The sequence below is a fragment of the Streptomyces sp. NBC_00316 genome (assembly GCF_036158715.1).
In the GTDB taxonomy this organism is placed as follows: Bacteria; Actinomycetota; Actinomycetes; order Streptomycetales; family Streptomycetaceae; genus Streptomyces.
Window position 1 is genome coordinate 1,931,392 of record NZ_CP108023.1, and the last position, 24,210, is coordinate 1,955,601.

A 24,210-nucleotide genomic window follows, 5' to 3' on the forward strand; every position below is an offset into this window, starting at 1 on the left:
GGCCGCCCGAGTGCGGCTTGAGGAGTTCTAGCGGGGCACGACGACCTCGTCAACGGGGCCACCGGGGCTGCGGGTGCCACTGGGGGCAGGGGACGTCGCGGCGGTCGTCAGCGCACCAGGAGCTGGAAGTCGAAGGCGTAGCGCGAGGCCCGGTAGACGTGCGAGGCGAATTCGACCGCCCGCCCGGTGTCGTCGTACGTGGTGCGTTCCATCGTGAGCAGCGGTGCGCCTTCGGGCTCGTCGAGCCGGGCGGCCTCCTCGGCCGTGGCGAGGCGGGCGCCGACGCTCTGGCGCGCGCTGTGCAGGGTGATGCCGGCGGCCCGCATGATCCGGTAGAGGCCGGTCGCCTCCAGCCGATCGGTGCCCAGGTCGACGAGGCCGGCGGGCAGGTGGTTGCGCAGCAGGGCCATCGGCTCGTCGTGCGCGGACCGCAGCCGCTCGACGACGTGGACCTCGGTGCCTTCCGGGATACCGAGGGCCGCGGCGGTCCCGGCGGTGGCCGGCTCGACCGTGTTGCGCAGGACGCGGGTGGCGGGGCGCTGGCCGGCCGCCTCCAGATCGTCGTACAGGCTGCTCAGTTCGAGGGGCCGCTTGACCTGGCTGTGCACGACCTGGGTGCCCACTCCGCGGCGCCGGACCATCAGCCCCTTGTCGACGAGCGTCTGGATGGCCTGGCGGACGGTGGGGCGGGACAGACCGAGGCGGGCCGCGAGCTCGATCTCGTTGCCGAGGAGACTGCCCGGGGCGAGTCGGCCCTGCTCGACGGCCGCCTCCAGCTGCTGGGATAGCTGGTAGTAGAGGGGGACCGGGCTGCTGCGGTCCACCCCGAGTTCGAGGGCGGCGGGGTCGGCGATGGGTTTGGACACGGCAGGAGCGTAGCCCTCGGGTCAGGACCATCGGTAGTCAGGTCGTCCCGTTGTCCGGTTGCCCTGTTGTCCGGACAACTCACTGCCCACAGGTGCGGTGCGCCGGGCCGCCGGTCGCGGGCGGGTCGTCGGGCGCCCGGGGCGGGGTGATCGTAGTCTGCGGGTGGGGCGCTCGAGCGGCGCGCCACCTGGACCGTACGACGGCTCGATGCGAGGGAGAGCAGATGTCCAAGCCGCCATTGCCGGACGAAGCCGTGGCCATGCTGAAGAAGGCGAACCCGGCCGTCATCACCACGCTCCGACCCGACGGCCAGCCGGTGTCCACCCCGACCTGGTACCTCTGGGACGATGGCCGGATCCTCGTCAACATGGACGAGGGGCGCAAGCGGCTGGAGCACATCCGCCGCGACCCGCGCGTCACTCTCACCGTGCTGGACGAGGCCGGCTGGTACACGCACATCAGCATCATCGGCCGCGTCGCCGAGACACGGCCGGACGAGGGCTTCGCGGACATCGACCGGCTGGCGCACCACTACATGAACAACGACTACCCCATGCGGGACCGCGACCGGGTGAGCGCCTGGATCGAGATCGACCGCTGGCACGGCTGGGGCACGCTGAAGGACAACAGCCAACCGGGCTGACCATCCGCCCGGGCACCGACGCCGCCGCGTACGGCCGGGAGGCGAAGGCCCGCCGGGTGGCGGGCCTTCGCGCACGTGCCGGTCGGCTGCCGCGGACCGGTCAGGCCCGGAACGCCTGCCGTACCGAGCCGCCGACGACGGCGCACCACGTGCTCGTCCCGACCTTGCCGTTGGGTGTGAGGCCGTGGAGCCGCTGCAGGTCCTGGACGGCCTTCATGGTCGCGTGGTCGTAGGTACCCGTCGGCGCGGCATCCGCGAATCCCTTGCGGACCAGCAGTTCCTGGAGCGCCACGACGGGCAGCCCGTCGGCGTGCTTGTCGAGGGTGGGGACGAGCGCCTCCCAGGTGGCCAGGTCGAAGGTGCAGTCCGGGTCGACCGGTATGCCGTTCCTCGCCTGGAAGTCGTTCACGGCCGACATCGTGTCCGGGCCGAATACGCCGTCGGCGGCCAGTTCGTATCCTAGGTCGGCGAGCAGGTACTGCGCCGACTTGACGACGGGGCCGCCGACGAACCGCCAGATGTCCGGCCAGCGGCGCTCCGGTATCGCGCCGGCCGGCGTGCCCAGCGCCTTCAGGACGCGCGTGCGGACCATCGGGAACTGTCCGTAGAACGCGATGCCCGGGCAGTCGGTCTCGCGGAAGTCCCAGTGGCCGAAGATGTCCCAGGCGTTCAGGCCGAACTTGCGGCACACGGCGGTGCACAGCTCGACCAGCGAGTCGAGGAGGGCCTCGGGAGGGGTCTCCGTGATGTAGGTGCCCTCGTTCTCGATGCCGATCGCGTTGCCGTTCTCGCCGGGGCAGTGCGCGGAGGTCACCTGGTGCTCCCCGGCTTCCAGGGTCTCCAGACTCCGGTGACGGCCTTCCAGGACGTAGCCGCCGCGGCTCACCGTGAAGTGCTGGCCGGTGTCCGCCCAGCCGTTGGTGTCCATGTGCAGGTCCTGGCAGTCCTTGGCCAGTTGGACGGCGTGCTCGCGCGAGTAGTCGGTGACGTTCGGGAACGCCATGTGGTGCAGGATGATCTTGTTGGTGGTGTTGCCGGTTATCTGCACGGGGCTGGCCGGCGGCCTGGCTCCCCAGCTGTCGCAGTCGATGATCCAGGGGAATTCCGCCGAGGGAGCCGCCTGGGCCGCGGCGGGGAGCGCCAGTTCGGTGCCGACGACCGCGACGACCGCTCCCCCCAGGCCGAATTTGAACAGCGTACGGCGATCGATTTCGTGCTCGCGCATGGCCATGCAGTCCCCCCCAGGGGTCATGGAATTCTCCGCCGGCTGCCGACGGCAACGGGAGATTATGTGGCCTGTGCACGCAGAACCAGCCTTTTTTGAAGATCGTTACGAGCCTCGCGGGTCAGGGCGGGGCGAATGGGAGCAAGTCGCCGGTCGCCGCACCCATCCCTTCCGAAGCCACCGCCGACCGCGGCGAGGTGACGGCACGGAACGCCTCACGCGGACACGTCGACATCACCGGAGGAACCGGGCGCTGAACGGCGGACCGAGGGAGGCCGTGGCACAGAAGCCCTGCGCCCTGGACGCACCGAACACACTCTCGTTTGTCAGGACATATAGTTGACAGCGCAGGTTGGTGGGCGGCACGTTGGGTCCATGCGTATCGGACTCATCGGCACCGGCCGGATCGGTTCCTTCCATGCGGGTGTGCTGGCGCGCCACCCCGAGGTGGGCTCGCTGGTGGTGACGGACACCGACGGGGCGAGGGCGGCCGAGGTGGCGGCCCGGACGGGCGCCACGTCCGCCGGGTCCGTGGCCGACGTGCTCGCGGGGGTGGACGCCGTGGTGATCGCCTCGGCCACGTCGGCACACGCGGAGCTGATCGCGATGGCCGCGCGCGCGGGGCTGCCCGCGTTCTGCGAGAAGCCGATCGCGCTGGACATCGCGGGGACACTGAGTGCGCTCCGCGAGGTCGAGCGGGCCGGGAGCGTGCTCCAGCTGGGCTTCATGCGCCGGTTCGACGCCGGGTACGGTGCGGCGCGGACCGCCGTGCGCGCCGGGGCGCTGGGCAGGCTGCACACCGTGCGGGCCATGACCTCCGATCCGGCACCGCCGCCCGCCGCCTATCTTCCGCACTCCGGCGGCCTGTTCCGGGACTGCCTGGTCCATGACTTCGACATTCTGCGGTGGGTGACGGGCCGTGAGGTGGTGGAGGTGTACGCCACCGGATCGGATGCCGGTCCCGCGATGTTCCGCGCGGCGGGCGATATCGACACGGCGGCAGCCCTGCTGACGTTCGACGACGCCACGCTGGCCACGGCGACGGCGACCCGGTGCAACGGCGCCGGGTACGACGTACGGATGGAGCTGGCCGGCGAGCTCGGGCAGATCGCCGTCGGTCTCGACGAGCGCACGCCGCTGACGTCGGTGGAGCCGCAGGGCCCCGCCGCACCGGCCAAGCCGTGGCCGGGGTTCCTGGAGCGGTTCGCCCCGGCGTACGAAGCGGAACTGGACGCGTTCGTGCGGGTGGTGCGAGGCGAGGCGGCCAATCCGTGCGACGGCCGGGAAGCTCTGCACGCGCTGCGGATCGCGGAGGCGTGCGAGCTGTCCCGGCGCGAGCACCGGCCGGTGGAGGTGGCGGAGATCCCGGCCGGCTGAGGTGGACTCGCCCCCGTCAGGTCCGGGCGGAGAGAACGGTCCCCTGGGCGACCGCGCACAGGATTTCCTCCCCGTCGTCCACCGCGGCGAACAGATCGCAGCGGACGACGGCCTGGCGGCGGCCGGTGTGGACGACGGCCGCCCGGGCGACCAGTGTGCGGCCGGTCGCCGGACGGATGTACTGGATCGAGAAGCCGCCTGTCAGTACGGCCGGTCCGAGCGTCGTCCCGGCGGCGAACGTGATCGAGTTGTCGGCTGCGTACGCCAGCACCCCGCCGTGCACGAAGCCGTTCTGCTGCTGCAGCTGTGGACGGATGTCCACCTCGAGTGTGGCCGCACCGTCTCCGAACGCGGTGATCCGCGCCCCGACGAGCCCGCTGAACGGCTGGCTGTCGAGGATCTTCTGCGCCATCTGCACATCAAGTCCGGTCATGACGCGTCTTCTTGCTTCACCCAGCGCACCGGCAGCCGCCGCACCCCTCGGATCAGCATCCCCGGCAGCCACTCCGGCTCCCCTCCATCCGGGTCGAGTTCGAGATCCGGGCACCGCTCCAGCAGCGAGCGGATCGCGATCCGGCCCTCCATCCGGGCCAGCGGCGCCCCCATGCAGAAGTGGATGCCGTGTCCGAACGCCAGGTGCCCCTGGGTGTCGCGGCGGATGTCGAAGCGGTCCGGTTCGGGGTAGCGGAGAGGGTCGCGGTCGGCGCCGGCCAGGGCGATCAGGACCGCTTCGCCCGCCGGAATGACCCGGGAACCGATCTCGACCGGTTCGCGGGTGAAGCGGAAGGTGGCCGTCTCCACCGGCCCGTCGTACCGGAGCATCTCCTCGACCGCCCCGTCGATCAGTCCGAAATCCGCCCGCAGTGCAGCCAGTTGGTCGGGATGGGCGAGCAGCGCACGCACGCCGTTGGAGATCAGGTTGACTGTGGTCTCATGGCCGGCGACGAGCAGCAGGAAGGCCATCCCCACGAGTTCGTCGGGTGAGAGGCCGTCCCCTTCCTCGTAGCGTGCCCGGATCAGAGCGCTCAGCAGATCGTCGCCCGGCGAGCACCGTTTGTCCTCGATGAGCTCGGCCAGATAGGCGCCCATGGCGCGGACCGCCTCGCCTTCCTCCGCCGCCGTCTGCGGTGCGACGATGCCGTTCGACATCCGGCGGAACTCGGTCCGGTCCAGGTCCGGCACACCGATCAGCTCGCAGATGACCGTCATGGGCAGCGGGAAGGCGAGCGCGTCGACGAGGTCGCCGTGTCCGACGGGCACCATGGCGTCGAGCAGTTCGTCGGTGATCCGCTGGACGCGTGGCCGCAGCGACTCGATCCTGCGTGCGGTGAACTCGCGGGCGACGAGCTTGCGCAGCCGGTTGTGGTGCGGCGGGTCCATCTCCAGCATGTTGGCATTGATCGGATCGCCCGCGCCCGTCGCGTACGGTGTCGTCCGCCAGTCCTTGCCGAGCCGCTGGTCGGCGAGGGCCGCACGGCCCTCCTCATGGCCGACGACCAGCCAGACCCGCTCGAAGTCGTCGGTACGGATGGTGTGCACCGGTCCGTCGGCGCGCATCTTCGCGTAGTACGGATACGGATTCGCGGTGAAGTCCTGCACCCCGCGAAGATCGACGTCCACTGTGGACACGGTCCGCCCCTCCCGGCCGGTTCGGTTCGATCTGCTCGGATCGAACCGTGTCAGCCTACGTCGCCGCGGCGACGCGGCGGCGGACGCGCACGGAGGCAGCCGGCTCAGGAAGCGACGGGCGCTGCCGCGCGGCGCCCCCAGCCGGTGCCGGCGAGGACGAGCACCGCGCCCAGCACGCCGAGGGCGGAGAGCCGTTCGCCGCCGATCGCGATACCCGCGGCGGCCGCCCACAGCGGTTCCGTACCGAGCAGCAGGCTGACCCGGGACGGCGAGGTGCGGCGTACCGACCACATCTGCACGAAGAAGGCGAACAGCGTGCAGAAGACGGAGAGGAACAGCAGGCCGCCCCACTCCCGGACGCCGAACCCCGCGGCCACCGTCCAGGGCGACGTCCCGGTGCCGGGAACGGCGGCGAGCACGGCGAAGACGGCGACCGCGCTGCCGAGCTGCACGGTGGTCAACGACAGCGAGTCCGCCGCCTGGACGGACGTGATGCGGGCCATCAGCAGCACATGCAGCGTACGGGCGAGAGCCGCCACCAGCATCAGCAGATCACCCGGCGACGGGCTGGTGAAACCGCCGCCCTGGGTCAGCAGCACCACGCCGGCGACGGACAGCGCCGCGGCGGAGAGAAACGCCCGAGGCGGCCGGACCCGCGTCACCGCGGCCTCGGCCAGCGGTGTGAAGATCATCGTCAGACTGATGATGAGTCCGGCGTTGGTCGCCGAGGTGTGCACGACGCCGTACGTCTCCACCAGGAAGATCCCGCTGAGGACCAGCCCCAGCAGACCCGCGCCGCGCCACTGCGCCGCGCTGAGCGCCCGCAGCCTGCGCCACCCGGCGACGGTCAGCACGGGCAGCACGATGACGAAGCGCAGGACGAGGACCGCGACGACGGTGGACGTCGTGGTGATGCCCTTGGCCGCGAGATAGCTGGCGCCCCAGACGACCGCGACGAGCAGCACGGGCAGATCGGTGAGCCAGGCCCGGCGCGGCGGTGCGAGGGCGGGCAGGGCGACAGCGGACACCTGGTTCTCCTGATTCTCCACAGCGGGAACGATGTGGAGACCTCACCGGCTCACACGCGGAGCGATCACGGTACCCGGCGGCCCACACTGCGGGAACACCCGTCCCATCCGCCGGGCGGCACCGCCCTTCCGCACGGACCGGCTCAGATGCCGGGGGCTCCGAACCCGGAACCGGGCACAGCCGGTGGCCCCCGCATACGGAGGGCGGCCCGTCGGCCGTCCTAACCTGGTCGAGATGTTTCCGACCGTAAAGGGAGATCATGACCGAGACCCCGGCCCACCCCCTCAACGACGGCCACGCCATTCCCGCCGTCGGGCTCGGCACGTGGCCGATGGACGACGACGCGGCCGAGCAGGCCGTCGCCGGGGCGCTCGGCCTCGGGTACCGCCTCGTCGACACCGCCCTCAACTACCGCAACGAGACCGGCACCAGCCGCGGAATCGCCCGCAGCGGTGTGCCGCGCGAGGACGTCTTCGTCACCACCAAGGTGCCGGGCCGGCACCACGGATACGAGAAGACCCTGGCGTCGTTCGAGGAGTCCCGGCGCAATCTCGGGCTCGACTACGTGGACCTGTATCTCATCCACTGGCCGCTGCCCCGGGTCGATCTGTACGCCGACACCTGGAAAGCCATGATCCAGCTCCGCAAGGACGGTCTGGTGCGGTCGATCGGTGTCTCCAACTTCACCGCGGCGCACATCGACCGGCTGGAGCAGGAGACCGGGGTGCTGCCCGCCGTCAACCAGATCGAGATGCATCCGCGCTTCCCGCAGGAGGAGCTGCGGGCCGTGCACGCGGCGAAGGGCATCGTCACCGAGAGCTGGAGCCCGCTGGGCCGCGGACACCGGCTGCTGGCGGACCCCGAGATCGTCGCCGTCGCCGAAGCGCACGGTGTGACTCCCGGTCAGGCCGTGCTGCGCTGGCACACCCAGCTCGGTGCGGTACCGATCCCGAAGTCCGCCGATCCGGGGCGGCAGCGCGAGAACCTGGATCTGTTCGGCTTCGAGCTGACGGCGGACGAACTGGCCCGGATCTCCGCGGGCCCGCGGCGACGGTTCGGCGGAGACCCGGAGTCCCACGAGGAGTTCTGACGGACAGCGGCACGCCGCCCGGAGACCACCCTTCCGAGAGGTCGCCCAGACAGGCGCGTTCGGGACACCCGGCGGCGGCGCAGGCACTGGGTCTGACGAGCGTGGAGTGGTAACGCTCGATGATCCCCCTGGGACCTTGTGCCTGCCCTGCCCTCAGGTCTGGTCGATCCGGTGCTGAGAGCCTGCATGCGCCTCCCTGGCGGGCCGGCCTGACCTCAGCGCCAGTGGAAGACCCGCATGGGGGAGCGGCCGCCGCTGCGGCCGATCACGGCGAACCGGGCGCCGGCCACGCGGAGCAGCCCGGAACCTCCGTAGCCGCGCAACCGGCGGCGGGCGATGACACGGCCGTCACGGGCATCGAGCGCAGTGATCCTGCTGCCGAATGAGTGAAGTACCAGAAGTAGGCCGCGATGCGGCAGCAAGCTCTGAACGCTGATCCCGCCCGGGCGCCGCTCCCAGTGGAGCTTGCCCGTGGACAGATCGAAGCCGCCGATCCGCGCGGGCTCGTCGGATGAGTCGTCCGGGCGGACCAGTGTGGTCACGAGCACCCCGTTCACGACAGCCGCAGGGAGCGCGACCTTTCTGTATGCAGGTGGAAGGGAGAGCGACGCCGTCACGTTCCCGCTGTCGTCGAAGACGAAGATCCGTCGTTCACCACGTCTGCCGTGCCCGGCACTCGCGACGACCAGTGGGTCGGCACACATGATCCACGCATCGCGATTCCCGGCTTCGCCCGGCAGCGGGCTGCGCCAGAGCGCAGCACCTTCCTCGGGGTCGACCGACTCGACGTGTTCTTCGCTGATCGAGGCGATGCGCCGACCACTCAAAGTGGTGTGCGGAGTGGATGAGGGGAAGTAGCGCAGTCCCATGTCGTGATGGTCCCTGGACCACGCTTGCTTGCCCGCGGCGAGGTCGACGGCCGTAACTGTCGGCAGGCCTCTGCTGGATGACGCCTCGTCTTGATGAAGCACGAGGGCGATGCCGTCATCGGCGTCCGGGGAGACAGCCACGAGCACATCGCGGCCCGGCACGGGCCAGGTCCAACGGACAGTGCCTGTGCCGATGTCGTACGCCCGCAGCCGGTCGAAGTCGGCACGTACGACGAGTTCACCGATCAGCCAGCCGCCCAGCGGTTCATCCTCGTAGGTATCGCCACGACTGCTGTCATTGTCGGATTTCCATACGGGACGTAAAGCCCTCAGTCGCCGATTGCGCCCCCAGGCGGTTTCCGGCGCGCTGTCCTCGTACATCCCTGCCCCCGAACAGTTCCGATGCGATCAGACGCGGATCGTAAAGATACCCAAGCTGTCACACCAGCCTCCCACGTCGGGCAGGACCCGCACCCTCCTCGGCGAACGCGGCCTGCGCGCGGCCGCCTTGCACACACGGGTGAGAAAGCACCGATCCAGGCAGACCGGCGTCGGCACGTCGAACGCAACCACGCCCGGCAGAACGCCTTCCACCGGCTCGCCCGCTGCTGCAAACGCCGCGCCACCGTCATCGACGCCTTCTTCGACCTCGCCGACACCCTCGTCATCGTGCGTAGCCTGATCCGACAGGCATGGACTACCCACCGCTGGGACGAACGCCCGAACCGCCGAGCATGACCGCACCTCTATCTGCGCGGCCGCTGAGTTCACCGGTCGGGGCGTGCCGGTCCCGGGTCACTCACCGCGGGGCGTGAGCTCCGCCATCCGGGACCAACCGTCGCCCGGGACTTCGACGTTGATGATCTCCGGGGTCCGGGCGACGAGGCCCGCAATCTGGTCCATGGCTGCCGCGAAGTGCTCGGACTTCACGTGCGCCTCGCCCGCTTCGGAGGACGCGAAGGCCTCCAGCAGCACGAACTGGTCCGGATTCTCGACGCTGTACGACCACTCGAAGAAGAGATTGCCCGGTTCCTGACGGGTGGCGAGAGTGAAGGGCTCGACGGCCGGAAGCCAGTTGTCCCGCTCGGCGCTGCGAACGGTGAACTTGACGGCGATGAAGATCATGGCGACTCGACTCCTGCTCGGGGCATGCGACGCCCCAGGGTCCCATAAGCCCTGGATGCGGACTCATCGGACCGCCCCGGGCGGGAGCCGGGATCACCCGTTCCCGTCAACCGCCCAGCTCGCGGTGGCGGGCGGCCAGTCGCGTCGCGCCCTCCGCCGTCAGCGAGCCGAACAGCCGCAGCCGCGAGATGCCGCCGTCCGGGAAGATGTCGATGCGGACGTGGGTGGCTCGTACGGCCTCCGGCAGGACGAAACGGTGGTTCGTGTCGGGCTGCAGCCGGGTCCGCGGCAGGATCTCGGTCCACTCGCCGCCGTCCCCGTCGCCGCTCCCCCCGTCCCGTACCGAGAGGCTCGCCCAGCCCGCCGAGTTGCCCTTGAGGTATGCGGTGTCGATCTCGACGGCCCGGATCTCCGACTGCCCGGGAAGCCGGTAGCGGATCCAGTCGTTGCCCTTGTCGCGCCGGCGGCGGGTCTCCCAGCCGTCGTCCATCTGGCGTGAACGGCCGGGCAGGATCGTGTTCGAGGCCGGGGAGTAGAAGCGGTCGGAGGCGTCCTCGACCTGACCGCCGTTCTCCAGCGCGGCGAGGTCGAAGACGGACAGGGCGGCCAGCCAGGCGGGGTCGGGGGCGACCTCTCCGTGGACCCGGAGGCGGGCGATCCCGCCGTCGGGGTGCTGGTTGACCCGCAGATGGGTGAACCGCTGCTCGACGTCGATCGCGAATCCGTTGGCCGCATGTCCGCCAACGGCCGTACGGGGTACGAGTGTCGTCCACTTCACGTCCGGCGCGAGGAGTTCCTCGGGCGACGGCGATCCGGGGACGGAGACCGCCTCGACGGAGACGGCCTGCGGGTAGTTGCCGCGGAAGTGGGCGGTGTCGACGACGATGCCGCGTACGACGCCGGGGGCACCGAGCCGTACCAGCGCCCAGTCGTGGTCCTCGTCCGTGGGATGCGGTTGCGCGGCACCGACGCCGCGGCGGCGGCGGGTCTCCCAGCCGTCCATGATCTTGCCCTTGTGCCCGAAGTGCTCCGGGTCGAACTCGGCGGGCCCGGGCTTCAGCAGGTTCTCGCGTTCTGCGAAGAATTCGTCGTTGGCGGCGATCACTCCCGCGCCGAGCCGCCGGTCGGCGAGGTCGACGAGGTGGGTGAAGGGGAAGTCGGCGGTGCGGTAGTCGGCGTACGGGTCCCCGCCCGCGTACGGGTGGGCGTCGCCGGTGAAGCGCGCTGTTGCCGTCATGGTCAGTGATCCCTTTCGAGGAGGCGGCCGGTGGGCTCGGTGAAGACGCCGTCCGCCGCGATGCGCCGGCCGCGCAGCCAGGTCGACTTCACGACACCGTGCAGGGTCTTCCCGGCGTAGGCGGTGACCTGGTTGCGGTGGAACAGCTCGGCCGGGTCGACGGTGAACGTCTCGTCGGGGGCGAGGACGGCGAAGTCGGCGTCGCGGCCGGCCTCGATGGCGCCCTTGCGGGCCAGCCCGGCCAGCGCGGCGGGGGCGGCGGACATCCAGCGGACCACCTCGTCGAGCGCGTGGCCGCGCCGGCGCGCCTCGGTCCAGATGGCAGGCAGACCAAGCTGGAGGGAGGAGATGCCGCCCCAGGCGGACGCGAAGTCCGGCGTCTTCAGGTCGGTGGTGCAGGGCGAGTGGTCGGAGACGATGCAGTCGATCGTGCCGTCGGCGAGTCCGTCCCAGAGCGCGTCCTGGTTGGCGGCCTCGCGGATCGGCGGGCAGCACTTGAACTCCGTCGCCCCGTCCGGGACTTCCTCGGCGGTGAGAGTGAGGAAGTGCGGGCACGACTCGACGGTGACGCGCACGCCGTCGCGCTTGGCGGCCGCGATCAGCGGCAGCGCGTCGCTGGACGACAGATGCAGGACGTGGATGCGCGCGTTCAGCCGCGCGGCGTGGGCGATGAGGCCTTCGATGGCGGTGTTCTCGGCGTCGCGCGGCCGGGAGGCGAGGAAGTCGGCGTACGCCGGGCCGCCGTGCTGGGGCGCTGCCGCCAGATGGTGCGGGTCCTCGGCGTGCACGATGAGCAGCCCGCCGAACCCGGCGATCTCGGCCATGGACCGGGCCAGTTGCTCCTGGCCGAGCTCGGGGAACTCCTCGACGCCGGAGGGCGACAGGAAGCACTTGAAGCCGAAGACCCCGGCCTCGTACAGCGGTCGCAGGTCCTTGACGTTGGCCGGGACCGCCCCGCCCCAGAAGCCGGTGTCGATGTGTGCCCTGGCGGCTGCCACCTGCTGCTTGGTGCGCAGATGCCCGACGGTAGTGGTCGGCGGGAGGGAGTTGAGCGGCATGTCGAGCAGGGTGGTGATGCCGCCCGCCGCCGCGGCGCGGGTGGCGGTCCAGAAGCCTTCCCACTCGGTGCGGCCGGGGTCGTTCACATGGACATGGGTGTCGACGAGGCCGGGCAGCAGGACGTCGTCACCGAAGTCCTCCAGCCGGACGCCGGCCGGCACCTCGGTCCCGTAGGGCAGGACGGCGTCGATCGTGCCGCCGGCGACGGCCACCGCCGCGGGGCGCGTTCCCTCGGGGGTGACGACGCGCGTCGAGCGCAGTAGCAGGTTCACGTCCGCACCGGACACCCGTGCTCCTCACTTCCGGACGATTCGGCGGACCACGGCCGCCGAAGAAATTCAACGAACTGTTGAAGGAGTCTTCATGCGGGATTCCCGCCCGTCAAGACCCCACCTTCCCCACCGGAGGGCGAGCGGACCACTCACACGCGCAATCGAAGATTTCCACGAAGCAAAAGTATAATTTCGCAGTACGGAACGTAACATGGGTCGGGAACGGCGTCGCAGCACCGCCCCGGGGGCTGAGGACACCCGCACAGACAGGTCCTGACCGGCCAGGACGCCGTACCGCAGCAGTGGGCCGATCGGGAACCGCCCGGTAGGCTGCTGCCTCGCCCTTCCGCCTCGAAAGGACCGTTGACGTGCCGTCGTCCCACGCCAGCACATCCGACTCCAAGCCCGCCGGCTCCAGCGGCGGCGTGCAGTCCCTTGAGCGCGCCTTCGACCTGCTGGAACGGATGGCCGACGCCGGCGGCGAGGTCGGGCTGAGCGAACTCTCCGCGAGCAGCGGGCTTCCGCTGCCCACCATTCACCGGCTGATGCGCACGCTGGTCGTCTGCGGCTACGTACGCCAGCAGCCCAACCGGCGCTATGCGCTCGGACCGCGCCTGATCCGGCTCGGCGAGTCCGCGTCACGACTGCTCGGGACCTGGGCCCGCCCGTATCTGGCACGGCTGGTGGAGGAGACCGGCGAGACGGCGAACATGGCGCTGCTCGACGGCGACGAGATCGTGTACGTCGCACAGGTGCCGTCGAAGCACTCCATGCGGATGTTCACGGAGGTGGGCCGGCGGGTGCTCCCCCACTCCACGGGGGTGGGCAAGGCGCTCCTCGCGCACACCGCGCCGGAGGAGGTACGGGCGCTGCTGGCCCGCACCGGAATGCCGGCCGCCACCGAGAAGACGATCACCACGCCGGACGGCTTCCTGGAGGCACTCGACCAGGTCCGCCGGGTGGGCTACGCGGTGGACGACAACGAGCAGGAGATAGGGGTCCGCTGCCTGGCGGTCTCCGTACCGAACTCCCCCACCTCGGCGGCGATCTCCATCTCGGGCCCCGCGGGACGCGTCACGGAGTCGGCGACGGAGCGGATCGTGCCGATCCTGCAGCAGGTCGCGAAGGAACTGTCGGACGCGCTGGCGAGCAGCGGTTCGACGGGCTGAGGCCGTAGGGACGCAGCGGTGCCCGCCGGGCAGGGTCCCGGCGGGCACCGGTGTGTTCGGGTCAGCTGAGCACCGCTTCCGTCAGCCGCCCGTCCCGCATCACCACCGTCCGGTCCGTCCGTTCCAGATGCGTCCGGTCATGGGTGACCAGCACGGTCGCCGTCGACCGTTCCCGGGTCAGCGCGATCAGCAGGTCCAGCACCGCCGCGCCGCGCTCATGGTCGAGAGCGCTCGTCGGCTCGTCGACCAGGAGTACCGCGGGATCATTCATCAGCGCCCGCGCGATATTGATCCGCTGGCGCTGACCGCCCGACAGCTGGTGCGGCCTGCGGCCCGCCTGGTCGGCCAGACCGACCGCGCCGAGGAGCTCCAGCGCCCGCCCGCGGGCGCCGCGTGCGGTGCCGCCCGACAGATGGGTCATCACCTGAAGCTGTTCGACGGCGGTCAGCGACGGCAGCAGGTTCGGCTGCTGGAAGACGATGCCGATGCGTTCGCGACGCAGCGCCGTCTTCCGGGCGCGTCCGAGTCCCGCCGTCTCCCGGCCTGCGACCACGACCCGCCCCTCGTCCGGCGTGACCAGCGTCGCGGCCACCGCGAGGAGGCTGGACTTGCCGGAGCCGGACGGTCCGACGACCGCGGTGAGCGAGCCCTCGGGAACGTCGAGCGAGACCCGGTCGAGTGCGGTGAGCCGGCCGTCGCCGTCGGGGTAGGTGAGGGTGACATCGGCGAGGGTGAGGGTCATCGGGCACTCCCGAGTGCGGTGAGCGGGTCGACGGCGGTGATCCGCCGGATGGACAGCGCCGCCCCGAGGGCACCGAGGGCGATCAAGACGGCCGACGGAACGAGGACGGTCGCCGCGTCGAGGACGAACGGCACGGCCCCGCCGCTGACCACCGCGCCGATGCCCGAGGCGAGCGCGGTGCCCAGTCCCGTACCGATCGCCAGCATCACGACCGCCTGCCCGAGCGCGTCACGCAGGAGGTACGGGGTGGAGGCGCCGAGCGCCTTGAGGACGGCGACGTCGCCGCTGCGCTGGATCGTCCAGACGGTGAAGAAGGCCCCGATCACCAGGGCCGAGATGGCGAAGAGGAAGCCGCGCATCAGCTGGAGCGAGCCGCTCTCGGCCTGGTAGGAGCCGATGGCGGTGAGCGAGTCGTCGAGGGAGAGCGTGCTGGTGCCGGCCGCCGTGTCACCGGCGGCCAGGTCGGCGCCGCCGGTGGTGGTCAGGGCGATCACCGTGGCGTGCGGCGCGCTGCCCGTCCCGCTGTCCGCGAAACGCTGCCAGTCGTCGAGGGAGGTCCACACAACCGGCGTATGGCTGTACGAGGCATCTCCCGCGACCGCCGCCACACGCACCTCGACGCGGCCGAGCCGCACCCGGTCACCGGCGTCCGCGCCGAGCTCGTCGGCGGCCTGCTCCGAGAGCACGACCCTCCCCGGGGCGACGCGCGCTGCGCCGGCCGCCGGGGCCAGGCCCGAGTCCTGCTCGACACCGAACGCCGACACGGCAGCCGTCCGCTTCCCCGGAACGGCGGCGGCGTCGAGCGTACGGATGCCGAGGGGCTGCGCGGCGCCGACACCGGGCTGCTCAGCCCAGCTCCGCCACGCGCTCTCCCCCACGGTCGAGTTGGTGAAGGACACCGACTGGCCGTCGGGCGGGGCGGCGAACGCAAGGTGATCGGCGTTCAGCCCCGTGACGGCCGAGGTGTTCTCCCTGGCCAGACCGGCCGTAAGACCGGACAACAAGCCCACGAGCAGCGTGATCAGCACCACGACCGTGCCCATGAGCGCGAACCGGCCCCTGGCGAACCGGAGATCTCTCCATGCGACGAACATGGCTCCAGCCTCGGTCGGCCGGTCCGCGAAAACATCGCACGCCGGTGGGGCCTGACATCAACCTTTCGATTGACCGGCCGCGGAGGCCGCGCGTCTACTCTGGAACGCATCATGGATTCGCGTTCGCACACCCCGGTCGCCGCGCTGCGGCTGTGTCTGCACGCTCTGCTGCTGGGTCTGCTGGCCCTCGCCGCGATGCCGGCCGTGAGCGACGGCTCATCGAGCGCGCCCGCCGTGGTCGCGCTCGCCTGCATCATGGCCGCTGTCTACGCGGCGGGCGCGCTCGCCCCCGCCGTACAGCCGCAGAACAGGGCGGCCGCCCTGTGGCTGTCGCTGCTGGGGGTGCTCTGGCTCGCTCTTCTCGTCCTCTCGCCGGACGCCCTGTGGCTGGCCTTCCCGCTGTACTTCCTGCAGCTGCATCTGCTGCCGATGCGCTGGGGTCTGCCCGCCGTCGTCGTCACCGCGGCGGCTGCCGTCACCGGCTTCGTGCTGCACAGCGGGCAGATCACGCCCGGCGCATTCATCGGGCCGCTGCTCGGTGCGGCGGTCGCGATCGCCACGGTCCTCGGGTACGACGCGTTGTTCCGGGAGAGCGAGCGGCGCCGCGAGCTGATCGAGGAGCTGGTCTCGACCCGGGCGGAGCTGGCCGTCGCCGAGCGCACGGCGGGAACGCTCGCCGAACGCGAGCGGCTGGCCCGCGAGATCCACGACACGCTCGCGCAGGGCCTGTCCAGCATTCAGCTGCTGCTGCGCGCCGCCGAACGCACCCTGCCGCCGGACGCCCCCGCCACCGCGCATGTGCGCCGGGCCCGCGAAGCCGCGCAGGACAATCTCGCCGAGGCCCGCCGCTTCGTACGCGCCCTCTCCCCGCCCGATCTGGAGAACGGCTCGCTCGCGGGCGCCCTCGAACGCCTCTGCACGCGCACCTCCGGACCGGATCTGGCGGTGCAGTTCGCGGTCAGCGGGACGCCGGTGGAGCTGCCGACGCCGTACGAGGTGGCGCTGCTCCGTACCGCCCAGTCGGCGCTGGCCAACACGGTGCAGCACTCCGGAGCCCGGCGTGCGGAGATCACGCTCAGCTTCATGGGCACCTCGGTGTCGCTGGACGTCGTGGACGACGGCCGGGGCTTCTCGCCCGGCGCACCCACGGTCTCGGGGGACACGGAGACCGGCGGTTTCGGTCTCCCCGCCATGCGGTCCCGGGCCGGTTCGCTCGGCGGGACGCTCAGTGTCGAATCGTCCCCCGGCCAGGGCACCGCCCTGGCGCTCACCCTCCCCCTGCCGCTGCCCGGGCACGAAGCGAGGTCCGCCGCATGAGCGCCACCCCCATCCGGCTGCTGCTCGCCGACGACCATCCGGTGGTGCGTGCCGGGCTGCGGGCCGTCCTCGACACCGAACCGGACTTCCGCGTGGTCGCCGAGGCCGACACCGCCGAGCGGGCCGTGGCGCTCGCGGCGACGGGCGAGTTCGACGTCGTGCTGATGGATCTCCAGTTCGGGGCGGGGCTGCACGGCTCGGAGGCCACCGCGGCGATCACCGCGGTGCCCGACGCGCCCCGGGTCCTGATCCTCACCACCTACGACACGGACGCCGACATCCTGGCGGCCGTGGAGGCGGGCGCAAGCGGCTACCTCCTCAAGGACGCCCCGCCCGAGGAGCTGGCCGCAGCGGTACGCACGGCGGCGGCCGGCCGCTCGGCGCTCGCCCCGGCCGTCGCGCACCGGCTGATGGACCGCATGCGGACGCCCGCCGAGGCCCTGACCAAGCGCGAGCTGGAGGTGCTGCAACTGGTCGGTGAGGGACTGTCGAACCTGCAGATCAGCAAGGCGCTGTTCCTCAGCCAGGCGACGGTGAAGTCCCATCTCGTGCACATCTACGCCAAATTGGGCGTCGACTCCCGCACGTCGGCAGTGGCTGCGGCAACGGCGCGCCGCCTCATCCGCCGCTGACCCCCTGCCCGCGCTCCCTTCCCGTACGTCAGCGGCTCGGCGGCTCGCCGAAGAGGTCCACGGCGATGCGTACGTCCCTGAGCGCGGAAGCCAGCGCGCTGACCGAACCGACCGCGCCCGCGATCAGCAGCAGGGAGCGGCGCAGCCGCGGAATCTCGGGCGCACCGGTGACCGCCATGGCGTCCAGCGCGGCCAGCTCGTCCTCGGCGATCGCGCGGTCCGGGAACTCCGCGCGATGCCCTGCCAGCTCACGGCGGAGCCGGGAGACGGCCGTACGCAGCTCCGTCACCCTCGGGTCCTCGCCACTGCTGGTCACCCGCGTCTGCCCCACGCTTCGCAACAAAGCACTCCCCCTCGCACATCCTTGTGCCGGTGTTTCGACCACATCCCGAGCGGTGGTCAAGTGCCCAGGGATGCGCGCAAGTTAACGCCATGAAAGGTGCCGTGCGCGACTCCACGGACTGAAATCAGGGTGACCACCGGGGGGACACAGCGTACTGGCCGGTCCGGCGGGAAATCACCGGTGCGGTGAGGTATTCAGGACCTCATGGCTCATTCACCTCACACCCTGTCCACTTCCGGCACTCCGCAACCGTCCGGTCCCTCCGACGGGGGACGGCAGCCGGTGATCGCCGGTCTGCTGCTCGCCGCGGGCGGCGGGCGGCGACTCGGTGGCCGGCCGAAAGCCCTGCTGGAGCACCGCGGCCGACCGCTCGTCGAGCACGCCTTGCGCATGCTGCGCACCGGCGGCTGCGACCCCCTCCATGTGGTGCTCGGCGCCGCGGCGGAGGAGGTACGGGCGCGGGCCGACCTCTCCGGCTGCGTGGTGACCGTCAATGCACAGTGGCCGGAAGGCATGGGTTCGTCGCTGCGTGCGGGACTCCGCTCGCTCGCCGGTACGGGAGCGGATGCGGCGATCGTCCTGCTCGTCGACCAGCCGGGCATCGGTGCACAGGCGGTGGCGCGGGTGCGGGCGGCGTATCTGTCCCGCACGAGCCTGGCGGCAGCCTCGTACGACGGGGAGCGCGGCCATCCCGTGCTGTTCGGGGCCGATCGGTGGACGGATGTCGCGGCGGGCGCGGTGGGCGACCAGGGGGCGCGGGCATATCTGCGGACGCACCGCGATGCGATCACGCTCGTCGAGTGTTCCGATGTGGCGGAGGCGTACGACATCGATACGGCCGAGGATCTGACACGCCTCGAATGAGTGGCCCGGGCGGCTCAGGGGGCACACGCTGTACAAGCCCCTGGCACGCCGCGCCAGCCGGCTCCCTTTCTGTCGGCACGGAGAGTCTCGACATCAACAGACCATTGAACTTCCACCATAAGGAAACTACTATCCACTGGTCAGAAGCGCTCTGCAGCCCAGACGGCTCCCGCAGCCGTATCCCGGAGCCCTGGCACGCCGTGCCGTTTCGCGCGGCCCGGGCGGCCGCGGAGCCGCCGCCCGCACTGCCGCATCGCCGCACCGCCCGCTGAAGGAGTGACCGCTCATGCCCGCACCAGCGCCGTCCACGCCGGCCATCGTCGATGCCCAGCCCCTGCCCCGGCAGGACGAGGTCCTGACCGACGCGGCCCTCGCGTTCGTGGCCGAGCTGCACCGGCAGTTCACGCCTCGTCGCGACGAGCTGCTCGCCCGCCGCGGCGAGCGCCGCGCCGAGATCGCCCGCACCTCCACGCTGGACTTCCTGCCCGAGACGGCGGCGATCCGCGCGGACGACTCCTGGAAGGTCGCCCCGGCCCCGGCCGCGCTGAACGACCGACGGGTGGAGATCACCGGTCCGACCGACCGCAAGATGACCATCAACGCTCTGAACTCGGGCGCCAGGGTCTGGCTCGCCGACTTCGAGGACGCGTCCGCCCCCACGTGGGAGAACGTCATCCTCGGCCAGCTCAATCTGATCGACGCCTACGAGCGCCGCATCGACTTCACCGACCCCGTGTCGGGCAAGTCCTACGCACTGAAGCCCGCCGACGAACTCGCCACCGTGGTCACCCGCCCCCGCGGCTGGCACCTGAATGAGCGTCATATCCAGCTCGACGGCACCCCCGTGCCCGGTGCGCTGGTCGACTTCGGCCTCTACTTCTTCCACAACGCCCAGCGCCTCATCGACCTCGGCAAGGGCCCGTACTTCTACCTCCCGAAGACGGAGTCGCACCTGGAGGCCCGCCTCTGGAACGACATCTTCGTCTTCGCCCAGGACTACGTCGGCATCCCGCAGGGCACCGTCCGCGCGACCGTCCTGATCGAGACGATCACGGCCGCGTACGAGATGGAGGAGATCCTGTACGAGCTCCGCGACCACGCCTCCGGGCTGAACGCGGGCCGCTGGGACTATCTCTTCTCCATCGTCAAGAACTTCCGTGACGGCGGCTCGAAGTTCGTCCTGCCGGACCGCAACGCCGTGACGATGACGGCCCCGTTCATGCGCGCGTACACCGAACTCCTCGTCCGCACCTGCCACAAGCGGGGCGCGCACGCGATCGGCGGCATGGCGGCCTTCATCCCGTCCCGCCGCGACGCCGCGGTCAACAAGGTCGCCTTCGAGAAGGTCAAGGCCGACAAGGACCGGGAGGCGAACGACGGCTTCGACGGCTCCTGGGTCGCCCACCCCGACCTCGTCCCGATCGCGATGGCCTCGTTCGACGCGGTACTCGGCGAGAAGCCGAACCAGAAGGAACGCCTGCGCGAGGACGTCTCCGTGGCGGCGGGCGACCTCATCGCCATCGACACCCTGGACGCCAAGCCCACGTACGACGGCCTGCGCAACGCCGTGGCGGTCGGCATCCGCTACATCGAGGCGTGGCTGCGCGGCATGGGCGCGGTCGCCATCTTCAACCTGATGGAGGACGCCGCCACCGCGGAGATCTCCCGCTCGCAGATCTGGCAGTGGATCAACGCGGACGTGGTCTTCGAGAACGGCGCACACGCCACGGCGGACCTGGCCCGCAAGGTCGCCGCCGAGGAACTCGCCGCGATCCGCGAGGAGATCGGCGAGGAGGCATTCACCTCCGGCACGTGGCAGCAGGCCCACGACCTGCTTCTCCAGGTGTCGCTGGACCAGGACTACGCGGACTTCCTGACGCTGCCGGCGTACGAACAGCTGGTCTGATCCCCGCCGAATCCGCAGACCGTCCGCCCCCGGTACCGCACCGTACCGGGGGCGGAGGCGTCCCGGGGACGACCCGCGGCGGCCGGGCTCAGGACCCGCTCCCGGCACAGCGCGGCAACCCGCACGCCATGCCTCTCGGCACGAACCCCCGTCAGTCGCCGAGGACGACCGTGCGCCGGGCGGAGAAGTCGCCCCACTTCCCGTCGGGCAGCTCGGCCCGGATCTTCATCGAGTAGCGCGTCCCGCGGGGGTCGCTGACGGTCAGCCGGTAGGTCGCCCGTCCCGCCGGCGGCTTGCCGCCCCACACGATCGTGGTGGTGAGACGTCCGTCGAGGAAGAGCTGGTAGGCGGGTATCTCACCGCCGGTTTCGGGCTGCTTCCAGTCCAGATCGATCGCGTACTCCTTGCCCAGGGCCGTGGACCTGATCCGCAGATCGGTGGGGGCGGTACCGGCGGGGGCACCCGGGGCGGAGGGCGTGGTGAGGTCGAGGGCGTTGCTGTCCGGTGAGGAGGTGTCTGCGGCGTCGCGGGCCCGGACGGTGAAGGTGTAGACCGTGCCGGGGCGCAGTCCGGTCAGGCGGGCCGTGGTCTGCGTGCCGGGCACGCTGTGGATACGGGAGTCCTCCTGGTAGATGTCGTACGCGGTCACACCCACGTCGTCCGTCGAGCCGCCCCACGACAGGGTCGCCGACCGGCTGCCGTCCGTCTTCCCGCGCAGCCGGACGGGCCGGGTCGGCGCCTCGTGGTCCGCGGGGGTCGGCGCGGGCGTGGTCACGGCGACGGCCTCGCTCGCCGCGGAGAGGTTCCCGGCCGCGTCGCGGGCCCGGACGGTGAAGGTGTAGGCGGTGGAGGGGGACAGACCGTCGATGTCGATCATCTGCCGGGCCGACACGACGGACTTGACCTTCCTGCCCGTGCGGTACACCTCGTAGCCGGTGATCGCCCTGTTGTCGGAAGCCCGGTCCCACATGACGTGTACGGAGGTGGCACTGCTCGCCTGGGCCGTCACCCCGCGGGGCGCGCTCGGCCGCTGGGTGTCGGCGGCATCGGCGGTCCCGCCGCAGGCGGTGAGCAGGGCGAGGAGCAGGGCGGCGGAGGTGGCCGACGCGGCGTGGGCGTGGGGGCGTTGCACGGTCGTGCCTTCCGTCCGGCGGCAATGGTCTGGACCTGTATGACACGGCTGACGGGGCCCCGACAAGAGGGCGTGCCGCACGCTCGGCGATATACCGGTCTGCGGTGCCCGGATTCCGCGCGCGACCTTCTGCGTGCCGGGCGATGATTTCCGGCTGTCGCGCCAGTCTGAACTGTATGGACACAGAGAACACGACAACGCCCACGCTCGATCTGGAACCTGCGGCACGGCAGGTGGCCGAGCTGCTCCCCGGCATCGAGGACCGTTGTCTGACCGGCCCGACGCCCTGCCCCGACTATGAAGTACGGGATCTGCTCGCCCACCTCGTCGGGCTGACCACGGCCTTCCGGGACGCGGCCCGCAAGGCCTTCGGACCCACGACCGACACCTCACCGGACGCCGCGCGTCCGGTCCTGCCGGACGGCTGGCGCGACACGCTCCCGCCCCTGCTGGACGAACTGGTGGCCGCCTGGCGGGACCCCGCCGCGCGGCAAGGGATGACCAGGGCCGGCGGGGTGGACCTGCCGGGCGAGGTGGCCCACATGGTGGCACTGAACGAGCTGGTGATCCACGGATGGGACCTGGCACGGTCGACCGGTCAGAAGTACGAGGCGGACGAGGCGAACCTGCGGGTCTCGCTGGCCATGCTGACGCCGAGCGACGACAACCCCCTGCCGGAGAGGCCCTTCGGGCCGCCGGTACCGGTGCCGGCCGACGCGCCGCTCATCGACCGGGCGGTGGCGATGAGCGGGCGCCGTCCGGACTGGCAGCCGGGAGGCTGAGCCGGGCATGAGACGACTTCGGGTGCCGGTTCCGGCGGGTCGCCGCGCTGTCCTCGATCGCCGGACGGCTCCGTAGGCGTCGGCGCCGCAGTGCACGCAGAAACCAGGCGGTCAGGTGCCCGGCCCGGGGCCGGGCCCCTGCGCTCAGCTGGTGAAGAACTCGGTGATCTGCTGGGCGACCTGGTCCGCGTGGGTCTGGTGCACGTGGTGCCCGCCGCCCAGGGTGATCAGGCGGCAGTCCGGGATCAGGGAGGCCATGTCGGCCAGCCGGCCCTGCGGCATCGTGCTCTCCGGACCGCCGGAGATCATCAGTGTGGGTGCGACGATCTCACCGAGACCGTCCGCCCACGCCGGATCGGGGTCGGCGACCTGGGCCCGGATGGGCGCGACGACGTTCCAGTCGTAGTCCACCGGCCCGTCCGGCTGCGCGGTCGGCCGCGGCTCGCTCGGGAACGGTGGCGGGGTCTCCACCAGTACCAGCCGTTCCACCCGGTCCGCATGCTCCTGGGCGAGCAGATGGGCGACGACCCCGCCCATGGAGTGGCCGACCAGCCCCACGCGGTCGAGCTCGCACTCGTCGAGGAAGCCGAGAACGTCGTCCCGCATCAGCTCGAAGGAGTACTCGTCGGGCCAGTCGCTCTCGCCGTGCCCGCGCAGATCGAGGGCGTACACGCGCCATTCCTCGCCCAGCAGGCTCGCAGCCGCCTCCCAGTTCGCGGCGGAACCGCCGAGACCGTGCAGCAGAACGACGGGCGAGCCGAACGGGTCGCCCCAGGTCCGGTACGCCAGCCGCACATCGCCTACATCCACAACAGACTGATCTTCCATACCGCTGACGCTACCGCCGAATGGGCGGGGTTCCCTCCCAGCGCCTGGCAAGGTGGAGCGGTGAAGATCACCGCGCGCCCCCGGATCACCCCCGCCACAGCCCTCGTCACCGCTCTCGTGACGACGCTCCTCGCGATGCTGGGATGCTCCGCGCCCGGCGCCGACACGGACAAGGGCGCATCCGGGGCCGGACTCGACGATCCGGCCAAGAAGGAGATCGCCATGCAACTGGTCTCCAGCGCCGAGAACTCCTCGCTCGACTGGAAGGCCCAGTACACATACATCCAGGACATCGGCGACGGCCGCGGTTACACCGCGGGCATCATCGGCTTCTGCTCCGGTACCGGCGACATGCTGAGAGTCGTCGAGCGGTACGCGGTGGCCCGCCCCGGCAATGCGCTGGAGCGGTTCCTTCCCGCCCTGCGCGCGGTCAAGGGCAGCGACTCGCACGACGGGCTCGGCCTCCCCTTCACCGACGCGTGGGCGAAGGCGGGGGCCGACGCCGCATTCCGGGACGCCCAGGACGCGGAGCGGGACCACTCGTACTTCGACCCGGCGGTCGAACGGGCCAAGGCCGACGGACTGGGCGCCCTGGGCCAGTTCATCTACTACGACGCCTATGTGATGCACGGAGCCGACGACGCGGCCGGCACGGTCGGGTTCCGTACGATCCGCAGCGAAGCACTGGCCGCGGCAGAACCGCCGTCGCACGGCGGCGACGAGGCGACGTATCTGAACTCCTTCCTCGACGCCCGTGTCGCCGCGATCCGCAAGGAGCCGTCGCACTCCGACACCAGCCGCGTCGAGACGGCCCAGCGGGTCTTCGTGCGCGAGGGCAGATTCCAGCTGGAGACGCCGTTGCAGTGGAAGGTGTACGGCGACAGCTACCGCATCGACGGCCCGTGAACCCGCGATCGGCGGGCGCGTGAAGCGTCTGCGCGAGGGGCCGCGCGCCGGCCGCCCGGCAGGGTTCCCGCCA

The 24,210-nt window shown here is 71.1% G+C and carries 24 protein-coding genes and 1 pseudogene; 11 read left to right on the top strand and 14 right to left on the bottom strand.

The features are described 5' to 3' along the window. Positions 1 to 107: 107 nt before the first annotated feature. Complete coding sequence (locus OG878_RS08495) at positions 108 to 866, bottom strand: GntR family transcriptional regulator (RefSeq protein ID WP_328886208.1); 759 nt, start codon at positions 864 to 866, stop codon at positions 108 to 110. A 224-nt stretch (positions 867 to 1,090) separates the two neighbouring features. On the opposite strand from OG878_RS08495, the gene OG878_RS08500 reads away from it, so the two are divergent. Next, on the top strand, positions 1,091 to 1,510 hold the full coding sequence (locus OG878_RS08500; RefSeq protein WP_328886209.1) for a PPOX class F420-dependent oxidoreductase: 420 nt from the start codon (positions 1,091 to 1,093) through the stop codon (positions 1,508 to 1,510). A 100-nt stretch (positions 1,511 to 1,610) separates the two neighbouring features. Here the strand turns inward: OG878_RS08500 and OG878_RS08505 are convergent, their stop codons facing one another. Next, on the bottom strand, positions 1,611 to 2,762 hold the full coding sequence (locus tag OG878_RS08505) for a peptidoglycan recognition protein family protein (RefSeq protein WP_328886210.1): 1,152 nt from the start codon (positions 2,760 to 2,762) through the stop codon (positions 1,611 to 1,613). Positions 2,763 to 3,110: 348 nt separating this feature from the next. Here OG878_RS08505 and OG878_RS08510 point away from each other — a divergent pair, with 348 nt between their 5' ends. Beyond that, positions 3,111 to 4,112, top strand: a complete 1,002-nt coding sequence (locus tag OG878_RS08510) for a Gfo/Idh/MocA family protein (RefSeq protein WP_328886211.1) — start codon at positions 3,111 to 3,113, stop codon at positions 4,110 to 4,112. A gap of 16 nt (positions 4,113 to 4,128) precedes the next feature. On the opposite strand, the gene OG878_RS08515 is transcribed toward OG878_RS08510, so the two are convergent. From OG878_RS08515 to OG878_RS08525, 3 genes are all read right to left on the bottom strand, one after another. Then, positions 4,129 to 4,545, bottom strand: coding sequence for a PaaI family thioesterase (locus tag OG878_RS08515; protein WP_328886212.1), 417 nt, complete (start codon positions 4,543 to 4,545; stop codon positions 4,129 to 4,131). Next, a complete protein-coding gene (locus tag OG878_RS08520) occupies positions 4,542 to 5,669 on the bottom strand; it encodes a cytochrome P450 family protein (protein ID WP_328891180.1) in 1,128 nt (375 codons plus the stop codon). The genes OG878_RS08515 and OG878_RS08520 overlap by 4 nt, the downstream gene beginning before the upstream one ends. 176 nt (positions 5,670 to 5,845) lie before the next feature. Then, a complete protein-coding gene (locus OG878_RS08525; protein ID WP_328891181.1) occupies positions 5,846 to 6,769 on the bottom strand; it encodes a DMT family transporter in 924 nt (307 codons plus the stop codon). Between the two features lie 260 nt (positions 6,770 to 7,029). Here OG878_RS08525 and OG878_RS08530 point away from each other — a divergent pair, with 260 nt between their 5' ends. Continuing rightward, positions 7,030 to 7,860: an aldo/keto reductase gene (locus tag OG878_RS08530; protein WP_328886213.1), complete on the top strand. Its 831-nt coding sequence runs from the start codon at positions 7,030 to 7,032 to the stop codon at positions 7,858 to 7,860. A 215-nt stretch (positions 7,861 to 8,075) separates the two neighbouring features. Here OG878_RS08530 and OG878_RS08535 read toward each other — a convergent pair whose 3' ends face one another. Next, positions 8,076 to 9,110, bottom strand: a complete 1,035-nt coding sequence (locus OG878_RS08535) for an outer membrane protein assembly factor BamB family protein (RefSeq protein ID WP_328886214.1) — start codon at positions 9,108 to 9,110, stop codon at positions 8,076 to 8,078. Positions 9,111 to 9,186: 76 nt separating this feature from the next. On the opposite strand from OG878_RS08535, the pseudogene OG878_RS08540 reads away from it, so the two are divergent. Further along, positions 9,187 to 9,467 (top strand): annotated as a pseudogene (locus OG878_RS08540) (IS5/IS1182 family transposase); the annotation flags it as partial. A 57-nt stretch (positions 9,468 to 9,524) separates the two neighbouring features. Here OG878_RS08540 and OG878_RS08545 read toward each other — a convergent pair. The 3 genes from OG878_RS08545 to allB all read right to left on the bottom strand — a co-directional run bounded on the left by OG878_RS08545 (position 9,525) and on the right by allB (position 12,437). Next, a complete protein-coding gene (locus OG878_RS08545) occupies positions 9,525 to 9,854 on the bottom strand; it encodes a putative quinol monooxygenase (protein ID WP_328886215.1) in 330 nt (109 codons plus the stop codon). 106 nt (positions 9,855 to 9,960) lie between these two features. Next, the gene (gene alc / locus OG878_RS08550; RefSeq protein WP_328886216.1) at positions 9,961 to 11,091 is read right to left on the bottom strand and encodes an allantoicase; all 1,131 of its coding nucleotides are present in this window, start codon (positions 11,089 to 11,091) and stop codon (positions 9,961 to 9,963) included. Between the two features lie 2 nt (positions 11,092 to 11,093). Next, the gene (gene allB, locus OG878_RS08555) at positions 11,094 to 12,437 is read right to left on the bottom strand and encodes an allantoinase AllB (RefSeq protein ID WP_328886217.1); all 1,344 of its coding nucleotides are present in this window, start codon (positions 12,435 to 12,437) and stop codon (positions 11,094 to 11,096) included. A gap of 353 nt (positions 12,438 to 12,790) precedes the next feature. Between allB and OG878_RS08560 the strand changes: the two genes are divergently transcribed. Continuing rightward, the gene (locus OG878_RS08560) at positions 12,791 to 13,591 is read left to right on the top strand and encodes an IclR family transcriptional regulator (protein WP_328886218.1); all 801 of its coding nucleotides are present in this window, start codon (positions 12,791 to 12,793) and stop codon (positions 13,589 to 13,591) included. A gap of 61 nt (positions 13,592 to 13,652) precedes the next feature. On the opposite strand, the gene OG878_RS08565 is transcribed toward OG878_RS08560, so the two are convergent. Then, complete coding sequence (locus OG878_RS08565; protein WP_328886219.1) at positions 13,653 to 14,333, bottom strand: ABC transporter ATP-binding protein; 681 nt, start codon at positions 14,331 to 14,333, stop codon at positions 13,653 to 13,655. Further along, positions 14,330 to 15,427 carry an ABC transporter permease gene (locus OG878_RS08570; protein WP_328886220.1) on the bottom strand — a complete coding sequence of 366 codons (1,098 nt, stop codon included), beginning with the start codon at positions 15,425 to 15,427 and terminating at the stop codon, positions 14,330 to 14,332. Before OG878_RS08570 ends, OG878_RS08565 begins: the two co-directional genes overlap by 4 nt. 111 nt (positions 15,428 to 15,538) lie before the next feature. On the opposite strand from OG878_RS08570, the gene OG878_RS08575 reads away from it, so the two are divergent. Both OG878_RS08575 and OG878_RS08580 read left to right on the top strand, forming a co-directional pair. Next, on the top strand, positions 15,539 to 16,744 hold the full coding sequence (locus tag OG878_RS08575; protein ID WP_328886221.1) for a sensor histidine kinase: 1,206 nt from the start codon (positions 15,539 to 15,541) through the stop codon (positions 16,742 to 16,744). Next, positions 16,741 to 17,376 carry a response regulator gene (locus OG878_RS08580; RefSeq protein WP_277329191.1) on the top strand — a complete coding sequence of 212 codons (636 nt, stop codon included), beginning with the start codon at positions 16,741 to 16,743 and terminating at the stop codon, positions 17,374 to 17,376. Before OG878_RS08575 ends, OG878_RS08580 begins: the two co-directional genes overlap by 4 nt. Before the next feature lie 28 nt (positions 17,377 to 17,404). Here OG878_RS08580 and OG878_RS08585 read toward each other — a convergent pair whose 3' ends face one another. Continuing rightward, positions 17,405 to 17,707 (bottom strand): DUF5955 family protein, encoded by a 303-nt coding sequence (locus tag OG878_RS08585; protein ID WP_328886222.1) that lies wholly within the window; start codon positions 17,705 to 17,707, stop codon positions 17,405 to 17,407. 306 nt (positions 17,708 to 18,013) lie between these two features. Here OG878_RS08585 and OG878_RS08590 point away from each other — a divergent pair, with 306 nt between their 5' ends. Both OG878_RS08590 and aceB read left to right on the top strand, forming a co-directional pair. Beyond that, positions 18,014 to 18,583 carry a nucleotidyltransferase family protein gene (locus OG878_RS08590; RefSeq protein ID WP_328891182.1) on the top strand — a complete coding sequence of 190 codons (570 nt, stop codon included), beginning with the start codon at positions 18,014 to 18,016 and terminating at the stop codon, positions 18,581 to 18,583. A 286-nt stretch (positions 18,584 to 18,869) separates the two neighbouring features. Next, positions 18,870 to 20,489 (top strand): malate synthase A, encoded by a 1,620-nt coding sequence (gene aceB, locus OG878_RS08595; RefSeq protein ID WP_328886223.1) that lies wholly within the window; start codon positions 18,870 to 18,872, stop codon positions 20,487 to 20,489. A gap of 151 nt (positions 20,490 to 20,640) precedes the next feature. On the opposite strand, the gene OG878_RS08600 is transcribed toward aceB, so the two are convergent. Then, positions 20,641 to 21,621, bottom strand: coding sequence for a fibronectin type III domain-containing protein (locus tag OG878_RS08600; protein ID WP_328886224.1), 981 nt, complete (start codon positions 21,619 to 21,621; stop codon positions 20,641 to 20,643). Between the two features lie 176 nt (positions 21,622 to 21,797). Here OG878_RS08600 and OG878_RS08605 point away from each other — a divergent pair, with 176 nt between their 5' ends. Beyond that, on the top strand, positions 21,798 to 22,403 hold the full coding sequence (locus tag OG878_RS08605; RefSeq protein ID WP_328886225.1) for a TIGR03086 family metal-binding protein: 606 nt from the start codon (positions 21,798 to 21,800) through the stop codon (positions 22,401 to 22,403). Positions 22,404 to 22,547: 144 nt separating this feature from the next. Here OG878_RS08605 and OG878_RS08610 read toward each other — a convergent pair whose 3' ends face one another. Next, positions 22,548 to 23,231, bottom strand: coding sequence for an alpha/beta fold hydrolase (locus tag OG878_RS08610; protein WP_328886226.1), 684 nt, complete (start codon positions 23,229 to 23,231; stop codon positions 22,548 to 22,550). Positions 23,232 to 23,366: 135 nt separating this feature from the next. Here OG878_RS08610 and OG878_RS08615 point away from each other — a divergent pair, with 135 nt between their 5' ends. Further along, positions 23,367 to 24,137: a chitosanase gene (locus tag OG878_RS08615; protein WP_443049244.1), complete on the top strand. Its 771-nt coding sequence runs from the start codon at positions 23,367 to 23,369 to the stop codon at positions 24,135 to 24,137. Positions 24,138 to 24,210: the final 73 nt, after the last annotated feature.

What these genes read in the sequence shown, in the direction of transcription:
- OG878_RS08505 (WP_328886210.1), bottom strand. Translation starts at nt 2,762, where the DNA reads ATGACCCCTGGGGGGGACTGCATGGCCATGCGCGAGCACGAAATCGAT.
- OG878_RS08520 (WP_328891180.1), bottom strand. Translation starts at nt 5,669, where the DNA reads ATGCGCGCCGACGGACCGGTGCACACCATCCGTACCGACGACTTCGAG.
- OG878_RS08535 (WP_328886214.1), bottom strand. Translation starts at nt 9,110, where the DNA reads ATGTACGAGGACAGCGCGCCGGAAACCGCCTGGGGGCGCAATCGGCGA.
- OG878_RS08605 (WP_328886225.1), top strand. Translation starts at nt 21,798, where the DNA reads ATGGACACAGAGAACACGACAACGCCCACGCTCGATCTGGAACCTGCG.
- OG878_RS08575 (WP_328886221.1), top strand. Translation starts at nt 15,539, where the DNA reads ATGGATTCGCGTTCGCACACCCCGGTCGCCGCGCTGCGGCTGTGTCTG.
- OG878_RS08500 (WP_328886209.1), top strand. Translation starts at nt 1,091, where the DNA reads ATGTCCAAGCCGCCATTGCCGGACGAAGCCGTGGCCATGCTGAAGAAG.
- alc (WP_328886216.1), bottom strand. Translation starts at nt 11,091, where the DNA reads ATGACGGCAACAGCGCGCTTCACCGGCGACGCCCACCCGTACGCGGGC.
- OG878_RS08580 (WP_277329191.1), top strand. Translation starts at nt 16,741, where the DNA reads ATGAGCGCCACCCCCATCCGGCTGCTGCTCGCCGACGACCATCCGGTG.
- OG878_RS08565 (WP_328886219.1), bottom strand. Translation starts at nt 14,333, where the DNA reads ATGACCCTCACCCTCGCCGATGTCACCCTCACCTACCCCGACGGCGAC.
- OG878_RS08530 (WP_328886213.1), top strand. Translation starts at nt 7,030, where the DNA reads ATGACCGAGACCCCGGCCCACCCCCTCAACGACGGCCACGCCATTCCC.
- OG878_RS08510 (WP_328886211.1), top strand. Translation starts at nt 3,111, where the DNA reads ATGCGTATCGGACTCATCGGCACCGGCCGGATCGGTTCCTTCCATGCG.
- OG878_RS08610 (WP_328886226.1), bottom strand. Translation starts at nt 23,231, where the DNA reads ATGGAAGATCAGTCTGTTGTGGATGTAGGCGATGTGCGGCTGGCGTAC.
- OG878_RS08515 (WP_328886212.1), bottom strand. Translation starts at nt 4,545, where the DNA reads ATGACCGGACTTGATGTGCAGATGGCGCAGAAGATCCTCGACAGCCAG.
- OG878_RS08615 (WP_443049244.1), top strand. Translation starts at nt 23,367, where the DNA reads ATGCTGGGATGCTCCGCGCCCGGCGCCGACACGGACAAGGGCGCATCC.
- OG878_RS08545 (WP_328886215.1), bottom strand. Translation starts at nt 9,854, where the DNA reads ATGATCTTCATCGCCGTCAAGTTCACCGTTCGCAGCGCCGAGCGGGAC.
- OG878_RS08570 (WP_328886220.1), bottom strand. Translation starts at nt 15,427, where the DNA reads ATGTTCGTCGCATGGAGAGATCTCCGGTTCGCCAGGGGCCGGTTCGCG.
- aceB (WP_328886223.1), top strand. Translation starts at nt 18,870, where the DNA reads ATGCCCGCACCAGCGCCGTCCACGCCGGCCATCGTCGATGCCCAGCCC.